At 70.5% G+C, this 22,473-nt stretch carries 21 protein-coding genes; 11 read left to right on the plus strand and 10 right to left on the minus strand.

Going from position 1 to position 22,473, the window contains the following annotated elements; translation table 11 throughout:
• Positions 1–23: 23 nt before the first annotated feature.
• Entirely contained in the window at positions 24–752 is a 729-nt protein-coding gene (locus ACH4TV_RS00420; protein ID WP_398395271.1) for an amino acid ABC transporter ATP-binding protein, read from the plus strand.
• Between the two features lie 30 nt (positions 753–782).
• On the opposite strand, the gene aroQ is transcribed toward ACH4TV_RS00420, so the two are convergent.
• Positions 783–1,226, minus strand: a complete 444-nt coding sequence (gene aroQ, locus ACH4TV_RS00425; RefSeq protein WP_398395273.1) for a type II 3-dehydroquinate dehydratase — start codon at positions 1,224–1,226, stop codon at positions 783–785.
• Between the two features lie 153 nt (positions 1,227–1,379).
• On the opposite strand from aroQ, the gene ACH4TV_RS00430 reads away from it, so the two are divergent.
• Complete coding sequence (locus ACH4TV_RS00430) at positions 1,380–2,411, plus strand: S66 peptidase family protein (RefSeq protein WP_398395275.1); 1,032 nt, start codon at positions 1,380–1,382, stop codon at positions 2,409–2,411.
• 59 nt (positions 2,412–2,470) lie between these two features.
• Positions 2,471–3,775, plus strand: a complete 1,305-nt coding sequence (locus ACH4TV_RS00435; RefSeq protein WP_398392684.1) for an MFS transporter — start codon at positions 2,471–2,473, stop codon at positions 3,773–3,775.
• Between the two features lie 85 nt (positions 3,776–3,860).
• On the opposite strand, the gene ACH4TV_RS00440 is transcribed toward ACH4TV_RS00435, so the two are convergent.
• The 5 genes from ACH4TV_RS00440 to ACH4TV_RS00460 all read right to left on the minus strand — a co-directional run bounded on the left by ACH4TV_RS00440 (position 3,861) and on the right by ACH4TV_RS00460 (position 11,272).
• Positions 3,861–4,862 (minus strand): TerC family protein, encoded by a 1,002-nt coding sequence (locus ACH4TV_RS00440; protein ID WP_398392686.1) that lies wholly within the window; start codon positions 4,860–4,862, stop codon positions 3,861–3,863.
• A gap of 286 nt (positions 4,863–5,148) precedes the next feature.
• Positions 5,149–7,362 carry a TerD family protein gene (locus ACH4TV_RS00445; protein WP_398392688.1) on the minus strand — a complete coding sequence of 738 codons (2,214 nt, stop codon included), beginning with the start codon at positions 7,360–7,362 and terminating at the stop codon, positions 5,149–5,151.
• A 53-nt stretch (positions 7,363–7,415) separates the two neighbouring features.
• Positions 7,416–7,982, minus strand: coding sequence for a TerD family protein (locus ACH4TV_RS00450; protein WP_398395277.1), 567 nt, complete (start codon positions 7,980–7,982; stop codon positions 7,416–7,418).
• Between the two features lie 244 nt (positions 7,983–8,226).
• Positions 8,227–10,365: an excinuclease ABC subunit UvrB gene (gene uvrB / locus ACH4TV_RS00455; protein WP_398392690.1), complete on the minus strand. Its 2,139-nt coding sequence runs from the start codon at positions 10,363–10,365 to the stop codon at positions 8,227–8,229.
• A gap of 40 nt (positions 10,366–10,405) precedes the next feature.
• Positions 10,406–11,272 carry an MHYT domain-containing protein gene (locus tag ACH4TV_RS00460; RefSeq protein ID WP_398392692.1) on the minus strand — a complete coding sequence of 289 codons (867 nt, stop codon included), beginning with the start codon at positions 11,270–11,272 and terminating at the stop codon, positions 10,406–10,408.
• A 315-nt stretch (positions 11,273–11,587) separates the two neighbouring features.
• Between ACH4TV_RS00460 and ACH4TV_RS00465 the strand changes: the two genes are divergently transcribed.
• From ACH4TV_RS00465 to fdhA, 3 genes are all read left to right on the plus strand, one after another.
• On the plus strand, positions 11,588–12,163 hold the full coding sequence (locus ACH4TV_RS00465; RefSeq protein WP_398392694.1) for a methylated-DNA--[protein]-cysteine S-methyltransferase: 576 nt from the start codon (positions 11,588–11,590) through the stop codon (positions 12,161–12,163).
• A 236-nt stretch (positions 12,164–12,399) separates the two neighbouring features.
• Positions 12,400–13,689, plus strand: coding sequence for an MFS transporter (locus tag ACH4TV_RS00470; protein ID WP_398392696.1), 1,290 nt, complete (start codon positions 12,400–12,402; stop codon positions 13,687–13,689).
• Between the two features lie 200 nt (positions 13,690–13,889).
• The gene (gene fdhA / locus ACH4TV_RS00475; RefSeq protein WP_398392698.1) at positions 13,890–15,116 is read left to right on the plus strand and encodes a formaldehyde dehydrogenase, glutathione-independent; all 1,227 of its coding nucleotides are present in this window, start codon (positions 13,890–13,892) and stop codon (positions 15,114–15,116) included.
• Between the two features lie 62 nt (positions 15,117–15,178).
• Here fdhA and ACH4TV_RS00480 read toward each other — a convergent pair whose 3' ends face one another.
• Positions 15,179–15,607: a VOC family protein gene (locus ACH4TV_RS00480; RefSeq protein ID WP_398392700.1), complete on the minus strand. Its 429-nt coding sequence runs from the start codon at positions 15,605–15,607 to the stop codon at positions 15,179–15,181.
• A 99-nt stretch (positions 15,608–15,706) separates the two neighbouring features.
• Here ACH4TV_RS00480 and ACH4TV_RS00485 point away from each other — a divergent pair, with 99 nt between their 5' ends.
• Together ACH4TV_RS00485 and ACH4TV_RS00490 are read left to right on the plus strand one after the other, a co-directional pair.
• The gene (locus tag ACH4TV_RS00485) at positions 15,707–16,615 is read left to right on the plus strand and encodes a pseudouridine-5'-phosphate glycosidase (RefSeq protein WP_398392702.1); all 909 of its coding nucleotides are present in this window, start codon (positions 15,707–15,709) and stop codon (positions 16,613–16,615) included.
• On the plus strand, positions 16,612–17,523 hold the full coding sequence (locus tag ACH4TV_RS00490; protein WP_398392704.1) for a carbohydrate kinase family protein: 912 nt from the start codon (positions 16,612–16,614) through the stop codon (positions 17,521–17,523). Before ACH4TV_RS00485 ends, ACH4TV_RS00490 begins: the two co-directional genes overlap by 4 nt.
• A gap of 95 nt (positions 17,524–17,618) precedes the next feature.
• Here the strand turns inward: ACH4TV_RS00490 and ACH4TV_RS00495 are convergent, their stop codons facing one another.
• Complete coding sequence (locus ACH4TV_RS00495; protein ID WP_398392706.1) at positions 17,619–18,413, minus strand: methyltransferase domain-containing protein; 795 nt, start codon at positions 18,411–18,413, stop codon at positions 17,619–17,621.
• A gap of 191 nt (positions 18,414–18,604) precedes the next feature.
• On the opposite strand from ACH4TV_RS00495, the gene ACH4TV_RS00500 reads away from it, so the two are divergent.
• A complete protein-coding gene (locus ACH4TV_RS00500) occupies positions 18,605–19,732 on the plus strand; it encodes a magnesium and cobalt transport protein CorA (RefSeq protein ID WP_398392707.1) in 1,128 nt (375 codons plus the stop codon).
• A gap of 74 nt (positions 19,733–19,806) precedes the next feature.
• Here ACH4TV_RS00500 and ACH4TV_RS00505 read toward each other — a convergent pair whose 3' ends face one another.
• Complete coding sequence (locus ACH4TV_RS00505) at positions 19,807–20,232, minus strand: CBS domain-containing protein (protein ID WP_398392709.1); 426 nt, start codon at positions 20,230–20,232, stop codon at positions 19,807–19,809.
• A 124-nt stretch (positions 20,233–20,356) separates the two neighbouring features.
• Complete coding sequence (locus tag ACH4TV_RS00510) at positions 20,357–20,998, minus strand: uridine kinase (RefSeq protein WP_398392711.1); 642 nt, start codon at positions 20,996–20,998, stop codon at positions 20,357–20,359.
• Between the two features lie 78 nt (positions 20,999–21,076).
• Between ACH4TV_RS00510 and ACH4TV_RS00515 the strand changes: the two genes are divergently transcribed.
• Together ACH4TV_RS00515 and ACH4TV_RS00520 are read left to right on the plus strand one after the other, a co-directional pair.
• A complete protein-coding gene (locus tag ACH4TV_RS00515) occupies positions 21,077–21,775 on the plus strand; it encodes a DUF2293 domain-containing protein (RefSeq protein ID WP_398392713.1) in 699 nt (232 codons plus the stop codon).
• Positions 21,776–21,902: 127 nt separating this feature from the next.
• Entirely contained in the window at positions 21,903–22,382 is a 480-nt protein-coding gene (locus ACH4TV_RS00520) for a DUF1772 domain-containing protein (protein ID WP_398395279.1), read from the plus strand.
• Positions 22,383–22,473: the final 91 nt, after the last annotated feature.

Below are 22,473 nucleotides of genomic sequence, written 5' to 3' on the forward strand. Positions count from 1 at the left end.
CCGTCTCCTCCCCCGTGCTCCGTATGGAGTCCGTGCGCAAGACCTTCGGCGAGACGGTGGTGCTGCGGGACGTCGATCTGGAGGTCGCCTCCCACACGGTGACCGCTCTGATCGGCGCGTCCGGCTCCGGCAAGTCGACGCTGCTGCGGTGCGCGAACCTGCTGGAGGAGATCGACGACGGTGCGATCTGGCTGGACGGCCAGGAGATCACCGACCCGCGGACCGACCAGGACGCGGTGCGCCGCCGGATCGGCGTGGTCTTCCAGGCGTACAACCTCTTTCCGCACATGACCGTCCTGGAGAACATCACCCTCGCCCCGCGCCGGGTGCACGGCGTGGATCGCGCGGAGGCGGAGCAGTACGCCCGTGAGCTGCTGGAGCGGCTCGGTCTTGGCGCGAAGGCGGGAGAGTATCCGGACCGGCTGAGCGGCGGCCAGCAGCAGCGGGCCGCGATCGTCCGCGCTCTGGCCGTACGCCCCCGGCTGCTGCTCCTCGACGAGATCACCGCGGCCCTCGACCCGGAACTCGTGGGCGAGGTCCTCAGTGTCGTCCGGGACCTGAAGGGCGACGGCATGACCATGGTGCTCGCCACCCACGAGATGGGCTTCGCCCGCGATGTCGCGGACCAGGTCTGTTTCCTGGAGGGCGGCGTGGTCCTGGAGCGCGGCACAGCCGATCAGGTGTTCGGCGACCCGCAGCAGGAGCGCACCCAGCAGTTCCTGCGGCGGATCGTGGAGGCGGGACGGTTGTAAGGGCGGTTGCGGCCGACGGCACGCGGTTCGTCACGCCTCCGCGGTCGCCGCTCCCACCAGTGCGGCGACCCGCTCCACCCCGAACACGTACCCCTGCACACCGCACCCCGCGATGACGCCGTTGGCCCGCAGGGAGACGTACGAGTGGTGCCGGAACGTCTCGCGCTGGTGGATGTTGGAGATGTGGACCTCCAACACCGGCATGCCGTCGCAGGTGTTGAGCGCGTCGAGGATCGCGACGGACGTGTGCGAGTAGGCGCCGGGGTTGATGACGATGCCGGCGTGGCCCAGGCGTGCCTCGTGGATCCAGTCGACCAACTCGCCCTCGTGGTTGGACTGGCGGAAGTCCACCGTGCCGCCGTGCCCGGCCGCGGCCTTGGCGCACAGGGCCTCTACGTCGGCGAGCGTGTCGGAGCCGTAGATCTCCGGCTGGCGCTGGCCCAGGAGGTTCAGGTTGGGGCCGTTGAGGATCATGATCGGGGCGTTGGCGAGGGTGCGGGTGCTGGGCACGGTTCCTCCGGTCCGTTCAGGGTGACGGCCCGTTGAGGACCGCTGCTCAGACCCGGTTTATCACGGTGCGCCGACACCGCGGCGGCCCTTACGCTCCCGGCATGACAACCCCCGTCCATCCCCCCCAAGCCCTCGCCCGGCGACCGCATAGCCGTCATCTCGCCGGGCGCCGGACTGCCCGGGCTCTTCCCACGCCCGCACGAGCTGGGACTGGAGCGGCTGCGCAAGGAGTTCGGGCTCGAACCGGTCGAGTATCCGGCGACGCGCAAGATGGGCTCGACGCCCCAGGAGCGCGCCGACGACATCCACGCCGCGTTCGCCGACCCGGACGTCAAGGCGGTCATCGCGACGATCGGCGGCGACGACCAGATCACCGTGCTGCCGCTGCTGGACCGGGAGTTGATCCGCGCGAACCCGAAGCCGTTCTTCGGGATGAGCGACAACACGAACCTGCTGGCGTACCTGTACAACACCGGGATCGTCGGATTCCACGGCGCGACCGTGATGACGGCACTCGGGCGTCCCGTGGCCATGGACGCGCTGACCGCCGAGTCCCTGCGGGCCGCCCTGTTCACCTCGGGCGAGTACGAACTGCGGCCCGCCGAGCGCTGGAACGACGTCAACCGCGACTGGGCCGACCCCACCACCTTCGACGCGGAACCGGAGACCCGTCCCGGCACCGGCTGGATCTGGCAGAACGCCGACCGCGTGGTGGAGGGCCGCGGTTGGGGAGGCTGCCTGGAGATCCTCGGCTGGCTGCTGATGGCCGACCGCGAGATCTCCCACGACCTGAGCGAGTACGACGGCGGAGTGCTGTTCCTGGAGACCTCGGAGGAGATGCCGAGCGGTGAGGAGGTCTTCCGCACCCTGCGCAACATGGGCGAGCGCGGGCTGCTCCAGCGCTTCTCCGCGCTGCTGATGGGGCGGGCGAAGACCTGGTCCTTCGAGTGCCCCAACAGCCCCGAGGAAGCCGCCCGTTACGCCGTCGAGCAGCGGGAGGCGGTGCAACGCGCGCTGCGCGCCTACGCCCCGGACACGACGGCCGTCTTCGACGTGGACTTCGGACACACGGATCCGCAGATCGTCATCCCCTATGGAGGGTCGATACGGGTGGACGGCCCCGCCCGGCGCATCACCGTGACGTACTGACCCGATCGGCCTCCGCGCGCCCCCCGTAACCCGCGATCACCGTGGGTAGTTGACGCGACATGCACGACGTACGCACGGCAAAGGCCCCCTCCATGGTGCGGCTGGCCGCCGCCTCGCTCGCGGGGACGGCCATCGAGTTCTACGACTTCTTCGTCTACGGAACCGCGGCGGCGCTGGTCCTGGGGCCGCTGTTCTTCCCGACGTTCTCGCCGCTGGCCGGGACGCTGGCCGCCTTCGGGACGTTCGGGGTGGGCTTCGTCGCCCGGCCGCTGGGGGCGGTGCTCTTCGGGCACATCGGGGACCGGCGCGGGCGGCGGCCGGTCCTCGTCGCCTCGCTGCTGCTGACCGGTGCCTCGACGGTCGCGGTCGGCTGCGTACCGACGTACGAATCGATCGGCGCGGCCGCGCCCGTGCTGCTCCTTGTGCTGCGTTTTCTCCAGGGGCTCGGGCTCGGCGGGGAGTGGGGCGGGGCGGTCCTGCTGACCGCGGAGCACGCGCCCGCCGAACGGCGCGCCCTGTGGTCGAGCTTCCCGCAGATCGGTCCCGCGGTGGGCTTCGTCCTCGCCAACGGCGTGATGCTGGCGCTTTCGGCGTCCCTCACCGAGGCGCAGTTCGCCTCGTGGGGGTGGCGGGTGCCGTTCTGGGCGGCCGGGGTACTCGCCGTGGCCGGGTTGTGGCTGCGTTCCTCGCTCGCCGAAAGCCCGAGCTTTCTGGAGATCGACGACCACGCGCGCGTGCCGCTCGCCGAGGTGGTGCGCGACCACTGGCGGCTGGTCCTGCTGACGGCGGGCGCGCTCGCGGTGGGGTACGCGGTGTTCTACGCGGTGACGACCTGGTCCCTCGCCTATGGGACAGAACGGCTCGGTGTCAGCCGTACCGTCATGCTGGCCTGCATCATGGCCGCGGTGGTGGTCAAGGGCGCCCTGACGCCTGTGGCGGCTCTCCTGGGGGACCGTTACGGTCGTCGGCCGCTGTGTCTGGCCGGCTGCGCGGGCGCCGCGCTGTGGATGTGCCCCATGGTCGCGCTGCTGTCGACCGGCGAACCGCTGCTGATGTTCCTCGGCTTCCTGGTGGCGATGATCGCGTTCGTCACAATGTTCGCGGTGATCGCCGCCTATCTGCCCGAGCTGTACGAGCCCCGCGTACGGTGCACGGGCGCCGCGGTCGGCTACAACCTCGGCGGGGTTCTCGGCGGCGCGCTCACGCCGATCGTGGCGACGGCGATCGCCGAGCAGGGGGGCCGGGTCCCCTGGGGTGTGGGCGTGTATCTGACCGGGATCGCGCTGTTCAGTCTGGGGTGCTTCGCGTTGCTGCCCGAGACACGGCCGGTGCCGCGCCTCGCCGCCGTACCCGCCACGGAGTGACCTGCCCGACGCACGGTCGGGAGCGGTGGCCGGCAATTCGCCGGCGCACCGCTCCCGATGGTGGTTGTTCCTACGTCGGGCCTGGTCAGGCCTCGATGCTGTCCTTCGGAGCGTCGTCGCTCTTGTGCTGCGCCGCCTCGGCCTCCGCCTGCTTCTTGGAGGCGATCAGGCTGGTGATCGTGGTGATGACCAGGACCCCGCAGATCACGCCGAGGGAGACCGGTATGGAGATCTCCGGAACATGGACGCCGGACTCGTGCAGCGCGTGCAGCACCAGCTTGACGCCGATGAAGCCGAGGATGACCGACAGGCCGTAGCTGAGGTGCACCAGCTTCCTCAGCAGACCGCCGATGAGGAAGTACAGCTGGCGCAGACCCATCAGCGCAAAGGCGTTGGCGGTGAAGACGATGTACGGGTCCTGGGTCAGGCCGAAGATCGCCGGGATCGAGTCGAGGGCGAACAGGACGTCCGTGGTACCGATCGCGAGCATCACGACCAGCATCGGCGTCATGACTCGCTTGCCGTTCTCCTCGATCCACAGCTTGGTGCCGTGGTAACGATCGGCCACGCCGAACCGCTTCTCGGCAGCCTTGAGGAGCTTGTTCTCCTCGAACTCCTCGTCCTCGTCGTCGGCCCGGGCCTCCTGGATCAGCTTCCAGGCGGTGTAGATGAGGAACGCGCCGAAGATGTAGAACACCCACGCGAAGCTCGCGAGGATCGCGGCGCCTGCTGCGATGAATATCGCGCGCAGGACGAGCGCGATGAGAACGCCGACGAGGAGTACGCGTTGCTGGTACTGCGAGGGCACCGCGAACTTCGCCATGATCAGGACGAAGACGAAGAGGTTGTCGACGCTCAGCGATTTCTCGGTGATGAAGCCCGCGAAGAACTCACCGGCGGGCGCACCGCCACTGAAGACGAGCAGGCCCAGACCGAACAGTCCGGCGAGGGCTATCCAGACGACCGTCCAGATTCCGGCTTCCTTGATCGATACGTCGTGGGGCTTGCGCCCGATGAAGAAGTCCACCGCGATCAGAGCGGCGAGACCAACGATGGTCAGGACCCATAGGCCCATGGAAACATTCACTGCGCCTCCGGCAGTACGTAACGGCAAATTTCAGCGTCGTCGCTACCGGAGGTCTCTTCCACCCGCGACAGCCGGACTCCTTGACGCGTCCGATGCCGACGGGCCGACGCCCCGGGATCTGGCTTGATCCGTATTGACGGGTACGCCGCAGCAGGTAGGGAGTACTCCCCTCCGTATGGAAGAACAGTACCCCAATCACCAAGGAAAGGTAAAGGGATTAGTAAAATAAGCCTCAAGTCCGCAGGTCAGAGGACTTTGCGGTTACTTGGTAAAGCGGCTGCGGGCGTCAGCGGTTCCACGAGCGGCGGGCTGCCGCGACCTGACTGAGCACCTGCTGGAGCACCTGGCTGCCGTCCGGCACGACCGACGGCTCATACGTCCACGCATGACCTACCCAAGGGTCGGCCAGGTGGTCGTCGGGGACCGGGGTGAGTCGCATGAGCGAACGCCAGAGCGGATCGAGCAGCGGTCCGTAGGCGGCAGCGTCCTCACGGTCGGCGACCATCATCAGGTGGACACCGACGGCCGGGCCCTCGTCCGCGAGATAGCGCAGCTGGGTCACCGCCCGGTCGTCGAAACCGTGCGGGAAGTCGTTGACGATCAGCAGTTGCTGGGCGGTGTCGAGGTCGGGCGGCAGCGAGTCGGCCGCACCGCCGCGCACCGCCATCTGCACCAGGTCGACGCGCTGGGTCAGCCGGCCCAGGACGTCCGCGACACCGGCGGCACCGGCGGCGGGCGGAGTCGCGAGCACACCGGTCCGCACGAGCGGCGCGAGGGCAGCGGCGCCCGAGCCCGCCGGGTCGATGACGTGTACGGCGAATTCCCCCGCCGGATGGACGGCGAGCAGCCGGGCCGCATGGGTCACCGCCGTGTCCATGGCGAGTCGCCGCAGCTCGTCGGAGTCGACGAGCGAACCGTCGAGGGACTCGCCGCCGCTGTCGATCCACAGGCCGCGCTCCAACGGCAGCCGAACGAGCATCGGGATGCTCAGGTCGGCGCTCTCGGGCAGCCGCAGGTCGCCCAGCCGCAGCGCCATGGGCATTTCCATCGGTACGCGGTACCCGTGCCAGACCGGGTTGTCCCAGCGCGCGTAGGCCAGGGGCAGTGCGGGCTCGACGACGTGGGCCTCGGCGATGAGCTGGGAGAGGTCGCGGTCGAGGGCGGCCCGTGCCTGGTCGACGAGTTGGGCGTGCTTGGCGCGGGCCGCTTCCCGGGCGGCGTCACCCCGGCCGCCGATCCGGCTGCGCGGATCGTCCAGCGCCTTGTCGATCTCCTGTTCCAGGCGCGAGTCGGCGAAGTCCACGGCGCTGCGGTACGCGGCGGCGGCGCGGGCCAGGTCCTCGAACATGCCCCAGACCTGGTTGTAGAGCCGCTCGTCCATGGACCAGCCCGTCGCGTCACCCGCGACCGGCTGCGCGGACTGTCCGGACCGGGCTGGGATCGCGGCCGGCGGGGCCGGTGGTGGAGCGGCGGTACGGCGCCGGGGATGGCTGTAGTCGACCGGCCCGCCGGTGGCGGGGGCGGTCGGCTGCACGGTGGCGGAGGGGTCGACCTGCGCGGCTTCCCCGGCGTGACCCGCCGGAGGCGAGCCGTCCGGGTGGCCGGTCGGCGACGGCGCGCCGGGTGCCGCGGTGTGCTGCGTGTCCTGGACTCCGTACGGCGACGAAGGCTGCGCGGAGGCAGGGCCCTGGCCGTCCCGGCCCGTGGACCCGACCTGCCCCGGTGCGCCGGTGGCCGGGCTGTCCTGCGGCCCTTGACCCGCGTACGGCGACGAAGGCGCGGGGGCGGGCGTCTGGCCGCCCCCGAGGCTCGGGCCCGTGTGGTCCGACATGCCGGCGGCGGGGCCGGTTTCGGGGCCCTGAGCTGCGTACGGCGAGGCGGGGGGTGTGGTCCGGCGGGCGCGGTCGCTGTCCTGGGTCCGGGGTGGCGGGGGTGCCACCGAGCGGGAATGGGCCTGGGACACCGCCTCGTTGATGACGGCAGCGAGCTGTCCGGCCTCGGGAAGGCCCTGGTCGGTGAGGAGTTCGGCGAGGCCACCGACGTATCCCTGGCCGATGGCGCGTACCTTCCAGGCGCCCTGTCTGCGGTAGAGCTCCAGGGCGACGACCGCCGACTCGGCCTCCAGGCCCGTGATCGTGTAGCTGGCGACCTCGGCGCCGTCGAGGCCGGTCACGGCGACGAAGGGGGCGGCGACGGCGCCGAAGCGGGCCGGGCCGCCCACGCCGGACGGCAGGGCGAGCAGCACGCTGATCCGGTGCACGGACTCCGGCATGGCGCCCAGGTCGACGGCGAGCCGGTGGTCGGCCGCCGCCTGCTTGGAGACTTCCAGGCCGGGGAGCGTGGGAGCACCGGGGTGGGCCACCCACTCGACACCGTGGACCTTGCCCTGCTCGTCGCCGATCGTGGCCCCGGCCACGATCGGCGCGCCGGCCGACACCCGCACTTCCAGGCGGACCTGGGAGAGGGGATGGTTCTGTCCCCGGACCAGCTCGGCCGTCATCGCCTTCGTCCCCCCGTGTCGCTCTTCTTGTTCCCTGGGCCGCCCGGGCCCCGCTACAGGTGCGGCAGGATCGCCGGCATCAGGTCCTGGAACGTGCGGCCGTTGGCAGGCGTACCGAGGGCGGTCATCTGCCAGCCCGTGCCCGCGCGGTGCACCTTCGCCATGATCTGGGCCGTGTACTGGCCGCCGCCGTCCAGTGTGTAGCGGGCGAGTTCGTCGCCGTTGGTCTCGTCGACCAGACGGCAGAACGCGTTCTGCACCTCCTGGAACGTCTGGCCCGTGAAGGAGTTCACGGTGAAGACGATCTGGTCGATGTGGACCGGCACACGCGGCAGGTCGACGAGGATCGCCTCGTCGTCACCGCCCTGGCCGACACCACCGACGAGGTTGTCACCCGTGTGCCGCACGGAACCGTCGTCACTCACGAGATGGCGGAAGAACACGACGTCGACGGGCTGCTTGTCGGCGAACAGTACGGCGGAGGCGTCGAGGTCGATCTCCCTCGTACGCGAGCCGAACAGACCTCGCCGGGGAGCCGCCTGCCAGCCGAGGCCCATGCGCACCGCCGTCAGAGCGCCCCCGTCGTTCTTCTGCAGGTTGATGGCCTGACCCTTGGTCAGATTGACGCTGCCACTGGGCGTTCCACCCTTGGATACGTCCACCACGCGCTGTTCCCCTCTCGAGCCGTCCCCTGTTCGCCGCGGAGTCCGCGACTGACCTGAACCCTACGCAGGAGCACTGACAGTGCCGAAGCCTCGGGCGCACTTTGTGTCGGTGTTGCAACACTGCGCGTACGCCGCAGCTCGTGCGGGCCGCGCCGGGCCGGAGCCTGACCGGTACCACCGCCGGCACCCAGCACATCCGTCAGGCCAGGCCCCCCTCCTTCATCTGCCGCAGTTCCTTCTTCATCTCCGACACCTCGTCGCGCAGCCGGGCGGCGATCTCGAACTGGAGGTCGGCCGCCGCTGCGCGCATCCGTGCCGTCATCTCCTCGATCTGGCCGGCGAGTTCGGCCGCGGGGCGGTCGGTCGGTACGGTCTCCCCCGCCTTGCCCTTGGCCGCCCTGCCGCCCTTGGCCGCCTTGCCGCCGAGCGAGGGCACCGGGGCCTTCGCGCCCTTGCCGTCCTTCGACTTGCGGTAGCCCGAGCCGAGCAGCTCTTCCGTGTCGATGTCCTCGCGGGCGATCTGCGCGACGATGTCGTTGATCTTCTTGCGAAGCGGCTGCGGGTCGAGGCCCCGTTCCTTGTTGTAGGCGACCTGCTTCTCCCGACGGCGGTTGGTCTCCTCGATGGCCTTCTCCATCGACGGGGTGATCCTGTCCGCGTACATGTGGACCTGGCCGGAGACATTGCGTGCCGCGCGGCCGATGGTCTGGATCAGGGAGGTGCCGGAGCGCAGGAAGCCCTCCTTGTCGGCGTCGAGGATCGACACCAGGGACACCTCGGGCAGGTCGAGGCCCTCCCGGAGGAGGTTGATGCCGACCAGGACGTCGAACTCGCCGGAGCGCAGTTCACGCAGCAGCTCGACCCGGCGCAGGGTGTCGACGTCGCTGTGCAGATAGCGGACCTGGATGCCGAGTTCCAGGAAGTAGTCGGTGAGGTCCTCGGCCATCTTCTTGGTGAGCGTGGTGACCAGGACGCGCTCGTCCTTCTCGGCACGCGTGCGGATCTCGTGCACCAGGTCGTCGATCTGGCCCTCGGTGGGCTTGACGACGACTTCGGGGTCGATGAGGCCGGTGGGTCGGATGATCTGCTCGACGAAGCCGTCGCCACGGGACAGTTCGTACTTGCCGGGGGTCGCCGACAGATAGACGGTCTGTCCGATGCGCTTCTGGAACTCCTCCCACTTCAGGGGGCGGTTGTCCAGCGCGGAGGGCAGCCGGAAGCCGTGGTCGACGAGCGTGCGTTTGCGGGACGCGTCGCCCTCGTACATGGCACCGATCTGCGGGACCGTGTTGTGCGACTCGTCGATGACGAGCAGGAAATCGTCCGGGAAGTAGTCGATCAGGGTGTTCGGCGGGGAGCCGGGGAGGCGGCCGTCGAAGTGCATCGAGTAGTTCTCGACGCCGGAGCAGGAGCCGATCTGGCGGAGCATCTCGAGGTCGTACGTCGTCCGCATCCTCAGTCGCTGGGCCTCCAGGAGCTTGTTCTGCTTCTCCAGTTCGGACAGGCGTTCGCCGAGTTCCTTCTCGATGTCGTTGACTGCCCGTGCCATGCGCTCCGGCCCTGCCACGTAGTGGGTGGCCGGGAAGACGTACATGTGCTCGTCTTCACTGATGATCTCGCCGGTGAGCGGGTGGAGGGTGGAGAGGGCCTCGATCTCGTCGCCGAACATCTCGATGCGGACGGCCAGTTCCTCGTAGACCGGGAAGATCTCGATGGTGTCGCCGCGGACGCGGAACGTCCCGCGGGTGAAGGCCAGGTCGTTGCGCGTGTACTGGATGTCGACGAAGCGGCGCAGCAGCTGGTCCCGGTCGACCTCCTCGCCGACCTTGAGGGAGACCATCCGGTCCACGTACTCCTGCGGCGTACCGAGGCCGTAGATGCAGGACACGGAGGCGACGACGATGACGTCCCGCCGGGTGAGCAGCGAGTTGGTCGCGGAGTGGCGCAGGCGCTCGACCTCCTCGTTGACCGAGGAGTCCTTCTCGATGTAGGTGTCCGACTGCGGGACGTACGCCTCGGGCTGGTAGTAGTCGTAGTACGAGACGAAGTACTCGACGGCGTTGTTCGGGAGGAGTTCCCGGAACTCGTTCGCCAGCTGGGCGGCCAGGGTCTTGTTCGGCGCCATGACGAGGGTGGGGCGCTGAAGCTTCTCGATCATCCACGCGGTGGTGGCGGACTTGCCGGTGCCGGTCGCGCCGAGGAGCACGACGTCCTTCTCACCTGCTTCGATGCGCCGAGTCAGCTCGGCGATGGCCGCCGGCTGGTCACCGCTCGGCTGGTAGGGGCTGACGACCTCGAAGGGCGCCACCGTGCGTTCGATCTTGGAAACTGGCCGCATGACATCCACCGTACGACCACCCACTGACAACGGGCCCGGATCACCGGTTCTGCGGGGTCCGGGGGCTGCCTTGTCCGTGGCGCTGGCCGGGGCGCGGTAAGGGGCGTCGGCCGGGGTGCGGGACGGCTGGGTGGGCGGGGATACCGGGCTTGTTGTCGGCGGGGAACCGGTCGGGCTTGCCCATGACCATCAGCGGGTCGAACAGCACGACGACGCCGGCCAGCAGGAGGAAGGCCAGCGGGCCGATCATCAAGGGGGCGAGCAGGGCCGCGGGCGAGTCTCCGGCCGGGGCCTCGGAGGAGACGTGGAGGTGGACCCTCAGGGCGGCCATACCCGTGTAGTGCATGCCGCTGACGGCCAGCCCCATGACGAGGCTGGCGCCCACGCTCCACAGGAAGCCGCGGATCTGCCCGGCCGCCCACAGGGCGGCGGTGGCGGCCACGACAGCTATCACGACCGAGGCGGAGACGGTGAGGGTGTTGTACTCCAGCTTCCCGTTGAGGCGCATTCCGGCCATGCCCAGGTAGTGCATGGAGGCGATACCTAGGCCGGTGATGGTGCCCCCGGTGAACAGTGCCGTTCCGCTCGCGCCCCGGTAGCCGACGATGAAGATCCCGATGCCGACCATGAGGATGGCGACACCCAGGCTCGCGAAGGTCATCCCCATGTCGTAGTGGATCGGGGTCTCCCGGACGGTGAACCCCATCATCGCGACGAAGTGCATGGTCCATATGCCCGAGCCGATCGCGGCCGAGCCGAGCGCCAGCCACTGCGGCCGCCACGACCGGGCGACCAGCATCGATCTGGTGGTGCAACGCAGGCCCAGCGCGCCGCCCAGGCAGGCCATGACGTAGGCCACCAGCGGAGTGACGAGTCCGTAGCTGAATCCGTCGACCGTGCCCTGCATGCGCGGCTGCCCTTCCGCCCTGTTGCGTCCCGGAATTCCCTGAAATGCGCCCCTGCCCCAGGACCCGCCATCGGTCAGGGTTGTGGCAGAGAGTATGACTGGCTCCGGAAGGGTCGAACGATTTTCCGGCAAAGAAACACGGCCTTGCCCCACTTGTGCGGCAGGAGTGTGCGGACTCGGGCAACTCCCTTCAATCTGTGTCCGTCCCGTACCCCCGTCTTCCGTTGCCCCGCTGCTGTCACACCTGAACCGGCCCGGGCCCGCTCCGGACCCGCTCGCCGGGCGTTGTCAGTGACGGGTCGTACGGTGGGGCGCATGGACAGCCATGGGCGGGACGAGCGGCAGGACCCGGAGAACCGGCAGCAGGTCGTGTGGGCCGTCGTCGGCACCGGCATCGGTCCGCTGCTGCTGGCCGCGACGCACGAGGGCCTGGTGAACGTGGTGTTCCATGCCACGGAGCCGGTGCGCGAGAAGACTGTCGAGCGGCTCGCCTCCCGGCTGGGCTCGGAGCCCGTCGAGGCGCCCGGGTCCCCGCTCCTGGCCGAGGCGATACGCCAGTTCACTGCGTACTTCGCGGGCGAGCGCCACGACTTCGAACTGCCGCTCGACTGGTCCCTGATCTCCGGCTTCAACCGCCAGGTGCTGCGCGAACTGGCGTCCGGTGTGCCGTACGGAGCGGTCGTCGGGTACGGCGATCTGGCCGGCCGGGTCGGCCGGCCCGGTGCGGCCCAGGCGGTGGGCGCGGCGATGGGCGCCAATCCGCTGCCGGTCGTGGTGCCGTGCCATCGGGTCGTCGAGAATGACGGCGGCCTCGGCGGTTTCGGCGGCGGCCTGGAGACGAAGCGGAAGCTGCTCGCCCTCGAAGGGGTACTGCCCGAGCCGTTGTTCTGAGGGTTCCGGCCGCGGGACCGGAGGGGGATTCCCACAGCGGGAAGGTTCATCAGTACGAGGAGACACTCCCGTACGGGAAGAGGTTCCGTACGGGGATGCTGTGCGCAAGCAGGGGGGACCGCGCCAGTGACCACATCCTTTGCCCGCGCGGGCGGGCCGAGCCGCTCTCACGCGCGAAGCGCCGCGCATCCGCACGGGGCCGCGCGCTCGGTGCGATGTACGGGTCGGGGCACACCGTGACCGCCGTGGAGCGGGGGGTCGGCGTGCCCACGGCGGGCGGGCAGAAGGACGCGCTCCGGCGCCGGATCTCCGGTGTGCTGATCGCGAGCCAGATCCTCGGCGGGCTCGGTGTGGCCACCGGTATCGCGCTCGCCTCCGTACTGGCGCAGGAGATCAGCGGCACCGAGTCGCTGTCCGGGCTCGCGCCCACCGCGATGGTCACCGGCACGGCCGTGGCGTCCCTGCCGCTGGCGGTGCTGATGACCGCGCGCGGGCGGCGCCCCGGACTCGTTCTGGGCTATCTCGTCGGCGCCCTGGGTGCGGGCGTCGTCGTGGTCGCGGCAGTCATCGGGAGTTTTCCGCTGCTGCTGTGCGGCATGGCGGGGTTCGGTGCGGCCTCGTCGGCGAATCTGGGGGCCCGGTTCGCGGCCGCCGATCTCGCCGAGCCGGACCGGCGGGCCCGGGCCATCTCGAACGTCGTGTGGGCGACGACCATAGGGGCGGTCCTCGGGCCGAACATCGCCGCGCCCGCGGGACGCAGTGTTTCCGGACTCGGGATACCGACGGCGGCAGGCCCCTTTCTGTGGGCGGCCGGGATCTTCCTGGTCGCGGCGGTGACGGTGGCCGTCCTGCTGCGCCCCGATCCGCTGCTCACGGCCCGTGAACTCGCCCCGGTGGAGGAGCGGTCGGCCGAGGGCCGCTCCCTGCGTGCGGGGCTCGCCGCCGTCGCCGCCTCGCCGCGTGCCCGGCTCGCGCTGGTGACGGTGACCGCGTGCCACACGGCCATGGTCGCCGTCATGTCGATGACCCCGGTAGCGCTCGGGCACCACGGCGCGAGCATCGACCTGATCGGGCTGGTCATCAGCGGTCACATCGCGGGCATGTACGCCTTCTCGCCGCTCATGGGGCGCCTGTCCGACCGGGTGGGACGGCTCTCCGGAATCGGGCTCGCCGCAGGGCTGCTGGTCTGCGCCGCGTTTCTCGCGGGCACCGCCGACGGCAGTCACAGCCGTACCGCGGTGGGGCTCTTCGTCCTGGGGCTGGGCTGGTCGGCCGGGCTGGTCTCCGGGTCAGCCCTGCTCACGGACTCCGTGCCCGAGGCCGCGCGTGCTGCGGCACAGGGGCTGTCCGACCTCGCCATGAACGCATCGGCGGCCCTCGGCGGGGCAGCCGCCGGGCTCGTGATGGCCAAGGCGGGGTACGGGTGGCTGAACCTCGGCGCCGCGTGCCTGCTGATACCCGTGGGCGCGCTGGCGTTGTTCACCCGGAACGGGAATCGGGTCCGGGGCGCGACAGCGAGCGGCTGATCCGGGTGGGGCCGGCTGGGATTTGTCGGGACCGTCTCGCGGCTCGGCGCACCGAGCGGAGCTCACCTGTGCCGCCGGGCAGTTCCTCGTGCCGGTCTTCGCGCGAGGGGTGGCCGGGACGCGGAGGCGGTAGCAGACTCCGCCGTGCGCACAGCCGCTGGCATCCGAAGTCACGGGGGCCGAAGGGACGGCGATCACGTATGAGCGGGAACAGGGCAGTCGCGTATCTCAAGCCGGGCGCGGTCGAAGTCAGGACCATCGACTACCCGACGCTTGAACTTCAGGACGGGCCGGGAGTCGCACCGCAGAACGTCGGCCGGAAGTGCCGGCACGGGGTGATTCTCAAGGTGCTCGCCAGCAACATCTGCGGAAGTGACCAGCACATGGTGCGGGGCCGTACGACCGCACCCGAAGGGCTGGTCCTGGGACACGAGATCACCGGAGAGGTCGTCGAACGTGGGCCGGACGTCGAGTCCATCGACGTCGGGGACATCGTCTCCGTACCGTTCAACATCGCCTGCGGGCGGTGTCGCAACTGCAAGGAGCGCAAGACCGGCATCTGTCTGAACGTCAACCCGGCTCGTCCCGGGGCGGCTTACGGCTATGTCGACATGGGCGGCTGGGTCGGCGGCCAGGCCGAGTACGCGATGGTGCCGTACGCGGACTTCAACCTGCTGAGGTTCCCGGACCGCGACCAGGCGCGCGAGAAGCTCCTCGATCTGACCATGCTGTCGGACATCTTCCCGACCGGCTTCCACGGCGCGGTCAGCGCGGGCGCCGGCGTCGGTTCGACGGTGTACGTCGCAGGGGCGGGCCCGGTCGGTCTGGCCGCGGCGGCATCGGCGCAGCTGCTGGGCGCAGCGGTCGTCATCGTGGGCGACCTCAACGCCGAACGCCTCGCCCAGGCGCGGAGTTTCGGCTGCGAGACCGTCGACGTCTCGCGCGGCGACATCGAGGGGCAGCTCGCCCAGATCCTCGGCGAGCCCGAGGTGGACGCGGCGGTCGACGCGGTCGGCTTCGAGGCCCGGGCGCACGGCCCGGACTCCCCGGAGGCTCCGGCGACGGTTCTCAACTCCCTGATGGGCATCACGCGCGCGGGTGGCGCCCTGGGCATACCGGGGCTGTACGTCACGGACGACCCGGGCGGGATCGACGCGGACGCGAAATCGGGGACCCTGAAGATGCGGCTCGGTCTCGGCTGGGCGAAGAGTCACGCCTTCACCACCGGACAGTGCCCGGTGATGAAGTACCACCAGGGACTGATGCGGGCGATCCTGCACGAGCGCGTGCACATCGCCAAGGCCGTCAACGCGACCGTGATCAGCCTGGACGACGCACCGCGCGGCTACGCCGAGTTCGACCAGGGCACGAGCCGCAAGTACGTCCTCGATCCGCACGGGGCGCTGACCGGCGTACGACCGGTCTGAGTTCCTGAGGCCGGGAAGGGGGTGCCCGCGCGCGGGCACCCCCTTCCCGCGGCTCCCGTGCCCTACCTGTAGTGCCGCGCCTCGAAGATGTTGCCGTCGGGGTCGCGGAAGTAGAAACTGCGCCTCGCCATACCGCGGGCGCCGTAGGAGTCGTACGAGAAGTCCGACACGGGTACGTCCCGTTCCTCCAGGCGGGTTCGCAGGGCGTCGAAGGCGTCCGCGGACAGGGCCAGGCATACGTGGTTCACGGGGTGGCCCGCACTGTCGGCGGACCCGGGGAGCATGTTCATGCGCTCCGCGAGGGAGAGCGGCGCGAGGTCGAAGATGGTCTCGTCGTTGAGGCGTACGGAGGGAAAGGACACCGTCCCCACAGCGAATTCGGTGATCCTCAGGGGCTCCATGCCGACCGCCTTCGCGTAGAAGTCGGCAGCTGCGAGCGGGTCGCGCACCCAGAGCACGACATGGTCGAGACGCGTCGAGTTGTCCGTCATACACCCCAGGCTGGTGGCCTCTTCCACAGGCCGCAAGGGTTTGACCACGCGCCCCGCCCGCCAGAGATGAGGGAAGACCGAACGACAGGAAGCAGGCGCGTGATGCTGGTGGTGTCCGAAGAAGTGCGGGCGGCGGTCGACGCGCGTCGACCCGTGGTGGCCCTGGAGTCCACGATCATCGCGCACGGGCTGCCGCGCCCGCGCAATCTCCAGGTGGCGCTGGAACTCGAGGACGTCGTACGGCAGGAGGGCGCCGTACCGGCCACGATCGCCGTGCTGGACGGGCGGCCCCATGTCGGCCTGGACAAGGAGCAGTTGGAGCGGGTCGCGAACGAGGACGGGATCCGCAAACTCGGTCACCGCGATCTGCCGCTCGCGGTGGCCGCCGGGGCGAGCGGGGCGACCACGGTGTCGGCGACCGCGCTGCTGGCCGCCCGCGCGGGCGTACGGGTGTTCGCCACGGGTGGGCTCGGTGGGGTGCACCGGGAGTGGACGGTGACCCAGGACGAATCCGCCGACCTGGGGCTGCTGGCGCGCACGCGGATCACGGTCGTCTGCGCGGGCGTGAAGTCGATTCTGGATGTGCCGGCCACCTTGCAACGACTGGAGACCCTCGGGGTCGCCGTGGCCGGTTTCGGCACCGGCAACTTCCCCGGCTTCTACCTTTCCGACTCCGGGCACCCGGTGGACTGGACGCTCGACACACCGGAACAGGTCGCGGCTGTGATGCGGGCCCAGGACGCCCTCGATTCCCCGGAGTCGGCGTTCATCGTCGCCAATCCGGTGCCCGCGGAGGAGCAACTGGATCCCGGGCTCCACGCGCGCGTGCTCGCCGACGCGCTGCACGCGTGCGACGAGCAGGGCGTGAGCGGTCAGGCCGTGACGCCGTTCCTGCTCGACTACCTGGTGCGGCACACCGACGGCGCCTCGCTGAGCGCCAATCTGGCCGCGGTCCGGGGCAACGTACGGCTCGCGGGGCGGATCGCGGCGGCCTGGGCCGAGGCGTGACGGAGCCGGGCGGGGCGCTGCTCGTCGTCGGGGACGTGATCACCGACATCGTCGCCCGGCATCGGGGGCCACTCGCGGCCGGGACCGACACGACCTCCGCGATCCGGACCCTGCCGGGCGGCGCGGGGGCCAACGTGGCCTGCTGGGCGGCCCATTGGGGCCACTCCGAGGTGCGGTTGCTCGGGCGGGTGGGTGCGGACTCGGCCGACTGGCACGAGCGCGAGCTGACTGCCTGCGGGGTACGGCCCCGCCTCGTCGTCGATCCCGAGGCGCCGACCGGGACGGTGATCTGCCTGGTGGACACGGGCGCGGCGGGCGAGCGCACGTTTCTGACCCAGAGCGGTGCCTCGCTGCGGCTGGAGCCCGCCGACTGGTCGGAGGCGCTGCTCGACGGTGTCGCGCGTCTGCATCTCTCGGGGTATCTGCTGTTCTCGGCGCCGAGCCGGGCGTTCGTGGCGGTGGCTCTGGAGTCCGCACGCGCGCGTGGCGTACCGGTGAGCCTGGATCCCGCGTCGGCGGGGTTCCTCGTCGAACTGGGTGTCGACCGCTTCCTGGACCTCGTCTCCGGGGTGGACATCCTGCTGCCGAGCCGTGACGAGGCCTGCCTGCTCACCGGGTTGCCCGACCATGCGGACGCAGCGGCCAAGCTGAGCCGCCACGTCCCGCTGGTGGTCGCCAAGCAGGGTGCCGAGGGTGCGCTGGTGGCCCGGTCGGGGACCGTGTGCGCCCGTGTCCCGGCCGTACCCGCGACGCCCCTGGACACGACGGGCGCCGGCGACGCCTTCACCGGCGCGTTCCTCGCCGCCCTGCTGACCGGCGCCGGGCCCGAGGACGCGGCGGCGGAAGGGTGCCGGGCGGGCGCGCGAGCAGTGGAGCGGGTCGGCGGGAGGCCGCCGGTTTCCGGTTGAGGAGGCGGCGGGCTCCGGGCGGGTCCGGGGGGAGGGGGAACGGCGTGCCGCGGTGGGCGGGAATCCGTGTGGCCGTCGGCTGTCGTGGCCGCCGGCTACCCCTTGCGTCCCCACGCCGAGATCATCGGTGCCGTGGTCAGGTCCATCCCGCCCGTGGCGACATTGGCCAGGTGCCGGTCGATGTCCTGGTCCGTGGCGATGCCCTCGGTGACGAGCCGCTCCCGGATCTGACGGATCGTCGCGGACTCCAGCGCGGCGCAGGCGGGCGAGGTGACGGGGAAGTACGCGTCGGCCTGGACGTTGCACAGGCCCGCCTCGCGCAGCAGCCGCGGGAGTTTGCGGCCGTACGCCAGGTCGGCGCCGCTCTCCGCGAGCAACTGGCGGAAGCCGTGCCGCAACCGGTTGGCGAGTTGCTGCTCGGGGCCGTGCTCGTCGGGGCAGAGCAGGGGCTGAAGGGCGGGATCGGCGTCCTCGACCAGGAGCCGTCCGCCGGGACGCAGCGACTTGATCATCGAGCGCAACGCCCTTTCCCGGTCCGGTACATGGACGAGTACGAGGCGGGCGTGCACGAGGTCGAACCCCTCCCCCGGCGGCTCGTCCGCGCCGACGTCGTGGACGCGTACCTCCACCGGCGGACGGGCGGCCGGGGCGGCCCACGAGGTGTCGAGGTCCGTGGCGACGACCTTCCCGGTCGGGCCGACCTTCTTCGCCAGCCAGGACATCACCGAGGTACCGCCGACGCCGACCTCCCAGCAGCGCCAGCCGGGTCCGACGCCGAACCCTTCGAGGTGCCGGAAGGTCGTGGGATCGAAGAGGGCGGCGAAAGCGTCGAAGCGTTGTCCCGCTTCGTTCTGGCGGTTGTCGAGGAGGTACCCGTCGGTTCGCGTCATGTCGAGATCATCCCAGTTGGTCGCTTTGTTCGGCCGGGTCGACGCTCCCGCCGACACAAGTGAAGCGGAACGTTCCGTTCCCACAGGCTCCTCCGGCGTTCGCGAAGGGCTGGCAAACTGGCGAGCCAGGCGCACGGTGCGGACAGCACGGCGCGAGGAGAGCCGCGCAAGGAGACCCGAAGGAGATCCGGATGTCCATGGCAGGGAATCTGCGGAAGGTCACCAGCCTCGGCAGGGTCGGCGGCCTCCGCAAGGTGGCACGGCTGGCACGACGGCGCCCGCGGGTCGACCTGAGTCACCACGCCCGGTCACCGCTGGGATCCGCAGTGGTGAACTGCGTGGCGTACGAGGACGGTGTCCGGATCCCGGCCGGCCAGGATCTGGTCGACGCCGTGCGGCGGGTCCGCAAGAGCGACGACGGCTTCGTCTGGCTCGGCCTCCACGAGCCGACGGACCAGGAGTTCGCCGGCATCGCCCAGCTCTTCGACCTGCACCCGCTCGCGGTCGAGGACGCGATCGACGCCCACCAGCGCCCGAAGCTGGAACGGTACGGCGACACCCTGTTCGCGGTGTTCAAGACGGTCTGCTACGTCGAGCACACCGAACTGACGGCGACGAGCGAGGTGGTGAACACCGGCGAGATCATGGTCTTCGTCGGCCAGGACTTCGTGATCACGGTGCGACATGGACGGCACGGCTCACTCGGTCCGCTGCGCGAAGGCCTGGAAGGCGACCCGCAGCAACTCGCCAAGGGCCCGGCAGCCGTGCTGCACGCGATCGCGGACCACGTGGTCGACGACTACCTCCAGGTGACGGACTCGGTGCAGGCCGACATCGACCAGGTCGAGACCGATGTGTTCGCGGCGAACGGTGCCCGGGTCGACCCTGGCCGGATCTACCAGCTCAAGCGCGAACTCCTGGAGCTGAAGCGGGCCGTGGCTCCGCTGCACCGCCCCTTACAGGAGCTGGCGACGCGGCCGATACGGGTGATCGACCCGGAGATACAGGCCTACTTCAGGGATGTCTCCGACCATCAGCTGCGGGCGACGGAGCAGATCGCCGCGTTCGACGAGCTGCTCAACTCGATTCTGCAGGCGCACCTCGCGCAGGTCACCGTCGCCCAGAACGAGGACATGCGGAAGATCACCGCGTGGGCGGCGATGATCGCCGTGCCGACGATGGTCTGCGGTGTGTACGGCATGAATTTCGAGCACATGCCGGAGCTGCGCTGGCAGTTCGGCTACCCGATGGTCATCGGCCTGATATCCGTCGTCTGCCTGGCGCTGTACCGGAGCTTCCGGCGCAACGGCTGGCTCTGACACGGCCCGGCCCGGCACACTCCCCGCCCGGCACGGCCGGCCGGACGAGGGTGCGTGGCGGGAGGGCGGTGGGATCAGCGTGTGGTCCTGGCGTAGACGCTCTCGGCCCAGGACGCGATCTGGTCGTCCGTGAGGTGCTGGGCCAGATCGGCCTCGCTGATCATGCCGACCAGACGCTTGTTCTCGATCACCGGAAGCCGGCGGATCTGGTGGCCCTTCATCTCTTCGAGCACTTCACTGACGTCGGCGCTCGAGTCGATCCAGCGCGGGGTCCCCTGGGCCATCTCGCCCGCGGTGACCTTCGCCGGATCGTGGCCCATGGCCACACAGCCGACGACGATGTCGCGGTCCGTGAGGATGCCGCAGAGGCGTTCGTTCTCGTCGCTGATGGGCAGGGCGCCCACGTTGAGTTCGCGCATCATCTGGGCGGCCCGGTCAAGGGTCTGATGGGCGGGGATCCACTGGGCGCCGCGGTGCATGATGTCTCCGGCGGTGGTCATGAAGTACCTCCCGGTGCCGGACGGCCGGCGCGGCGCAGAAGGCACCGCTAGTCCCGGCGCCCTACATTCTCGCCGCGCGCCGGGGGATGCGCACCCGGAAGGCCGCGGCATTCGGACCGCCGGATCAGCCGTTCCACGCCGGATGCCGGGGGTCGTCGGCGCGTACCAGGACGTCGGCGGTGGTGGCGGGGGCCGTCTCGCTCTCGTAGCGCTCGAAGGCGGGCAGGGTCCAGTGCTCGGCCTCGGGGGTACGGCGGCGCAGGGCTGCCGGGGAAAGGAGGACGTGGACGGTCAGGTCGAACGGGAACCAGTGGCGGAGCAGCAAGGGTCCGTGCAGCAACAGGAGGCCACCGGGCGGGAGTTGGACGTAGGGGCTGCGGGTGGAGCGGTCGGTGAGCGGGTCACGGAGGTCGGGCAAAACGCGGCCGTCGCCGCCGGGTTCGAGTGGGCCGAAGACCTCACGCCAGAGGGCGCCGGTGTCGAGCCAGCCGTCGTAGTAGGCCTCCACGTCCTCGTGGCCGTACTCCAGCCGGAGGGAGGCGGGCCGCAGAAAGCCGGCGGCGCCGATGGCGAGCGAGGACCGGCCGCGTACGCGCAGCGCCTCGGCCACACGCTCGGCGAGGTCCCCCGGGCGGGCGGCCGGGGCGCCGTCGAAGGCGATGCGCGGCCAGGGGCTGCCGTCGTCCGGTTTCAGGTCGAGCACGCGGTCGGCGAGGTGGTCGCCGAGCCGGTCCCAGGTGATCGGTTCCAGTCGCACACGGCCCATGATGCCCGTATGGCGAGCGGGGCGGGCGGTGGGGTCGCGCCCAGGGATTCCTGGGCGCCAGGTGGGCATCAAGCACCTGTGACAGGCCGTACAACTCCCTCGCACCGCGCCGGACTTCTCGTCGTGCAGCCGCTCAGGCGGCGGCACTGTGCCGAGTGCCGGCGGGGGCCGTTGGCGTTGCTCGTACTGGAGGAGGGGGCGCCCCGGTGTCTTGACTGTGCCGATCTCGGGCATCTGGTGTTCCTGCCGAGCGGCGACACCGCGTTGACGCGCAGGTCGCGGGAGGAGAGCGGGCTGTCGGCCGTGGTCGTGCGGTTCGACCGGCGGCGGGGGCGGTACGAACGGCAGGGTGTCCTGGTCGAGGAGGCGGGGCTCGCTCGGGCCGAGGCACGGTGCCTGGCAGACGCCGAGGTGCGGCGGCGGCGCCGGGTACGGGACGCGCGACGGCGGGACGCGGAGGATCTGGGGTTCACGGAGGCGTTCGCGCGGGAGATCCGCCGGCTGTTTCCCGGCTGCCCGGCGGACCGGGCGGAGGCGATCGCCGCGCACGCCTCGGTGCGTGGCAGTGGGCGGGTGGGGCGGAGTGCGGCGGGGCGGGCGTTGTCCGAGGGGGCGGTGGTCTCGGCGGTGGTGGCGTCCGTACGGCATGTGGACACGTCGTACGACCAGTTGCTGATGAGCGGGATCGCACGGCACGAGGCCCGGCGGCGGATCGCCGGCGTCGTCGAGGCGAGGCTTCGGGAGTGGATCGGGGCCGGCGGTGGGCAGCAGGCCTGATCCCACACGCCCCCTGGCGTGTCCCCCCTGGACGCTCGCGTATGGCTCCGCGTCGTTCGGCCATGGGCGTTGTCAGTGGCAGGAGGTTCACTGGTGGTGACGGATGGGGATCGACCTGGGAGTCGGCATGATCGATGGGGCGTATTTCGTCCTCGTGGTGCTGGGTGTGCTCGGTACCGGGGTTGTGGCGGGGGTGTTCTGTGGGTTCTCGACGTTCGTGATGAGGGGGCTTGCCGCGCTGCCTCCCGCGCAGGGTGTCGCCGCGATGCAGGCGGTCAACGTCACCGCGTTGCAGCCGCCCTTCATGCTCGTGTTCATCGGGCCGGCCGCCCTGTGTGTGGCGATCCTCGTGGTCACGTTCGTGGTGTGGCCGGACGAGGGCGCGGTGGAACTGATACTGGCGAGCGCGCTGTATCTGGTCGGCACGTTCGCGCTCACCATGGCGGCGAACGTGCCGCGCAACAACGCGCTGATGAAGCTGGAACCGGCCTCTGCGGAGGCCGCCGCGTACTGGCCCGTGTACGTGCGTGAGTGGACCCTGTGGAACCACATACGCGCGGTCGCCTCGGCGGCTGCCTCGGTGCTGTACGTCCTGGCCCTTGCCTGAGCCCCCGCAGGCCCTTCGGAGACGGCGCCCCGCTCGGCGTGCGGGGCCGATGGGACGTATCGTGGCCGAAAGGGAGTGCCGCCCGATGACG

The organism is Streptomyces sp. NPDC020898 (assembly GCF_044333925.1).
Classification (GTDB): domain Bacteria; phylum Actinomycetota; class Actinomycetes; order Streptomycetales; family Streptomycetaceae; genus Streptomyces.

What these genes read in the sequence shown, in the direction of transcription:
- ACH4TV_RS00420 (WP_398395271.1), top strand. Translation starts at nt 24, where the DNA reads ATGGAGTCCGTGCGCAAGACCTTCGGCGAGACGGTGGTGCTGCGGGAC.
- aroQ (WP_398395273.1), bottom strand. Translation starts at nt 1,226, where the DNA reads ATGATCCTCAACGGCCCCAACCTGAACCTCCTGGGCCAGCGCCAGCCG.
- ACH4TV_RS00435 (WP_398392684.1), top strand. Translation starts at nt 2,471, where the DNA reads ATGCACGACGTACGCACGGCAAAGGCCCCCTCCATGGTGCGGCTGGCC.
- ACH4TV_RS00445 (WP_398392688.1), bottom strand. Translation starts at nt 7,362, where the DNA reads ATGACGGCCGAGCTGGTCCGGGGACAGAACCATCCCCTCTCCCAGGTC.
- uvrB (WP_398392690.1), bottom strand. Translation starts at nt 10,365, where the DNA reads ATGCGGCCAGTTTCCAAGATCGAACGCACGGTGGCGCCCTTCGAGGTC.
- ACH4TV_RS00460 (WP_398392692.1), bottom strand. Translation starts at nt 11,272, where the DNA reads ATGCAGGGCACGGTCGACGGATTCAGCTACGGACTCGTCACTCCGCTG.
- ACH4TV_RS00465 (WP_398392694.1), top strand. Translation starts at nt 11,588, where the DNA reads ATGGACAGCCATGGGCGGGACGAGCGGCAGGACCCGGAGAACCGGCAG.
- fdhA (WP_398392698.1), top strand. Translation starts at nt 13,890, where the DNA reads ATGAGCGGGAACAGGGCAGTCGCGTATCTCAAGCCGGGCGCGGTCGAA.
- ACH4TV_RS00480 (WP_398392700.1), bottom strand. Translation starts at nt 15,607, where the DNA reads ATGACGGACAACTCGACGCGTCTCGACCATGTCGTGCTCTGGGTGCGC.
- ACH4TV_RS00495 (WP_398392706.1), bottom strand. Translation starts at nt 18,413, where the DNA reads ATGACGCGAACCGACGGGTACCTCCTCGACAACCGCCAGAACGAAGCG.
- ACH4TV_RS00500 (WP_398392707.1), top strand. Translation starts at nt 18,605, where the DNA reads ATGTCCATGGCAGGGAATCTGCGGAAGGTCACCAGCCTCGGCAGGGTC.
- ACH4TV_RS00505 (WP_398392709.1), bottom strand. Translation starts at nt 20,232, where the DNA reads ATGACCACCGCCGGAGACATCATGCACCGCGGCGCCCAGTGGATCCCC.
- ACH4TV_RS00510 (WP_398392711.1), bottom strand. Translation starts at nt 20,998, where the DNA reads ATGGGCCGTGTGCGACTGGAACCGATCACCTGGGACCGGCTCGGCGAC.
- ACH4TV_RS00520 (WP_398395279.1), top strand. Translation starts at nt 21,903, where the DNA reads ATGATCGATGGGGCGTATTTCGTCCTCGTGGTGCTGGGTGTGCTCGGT.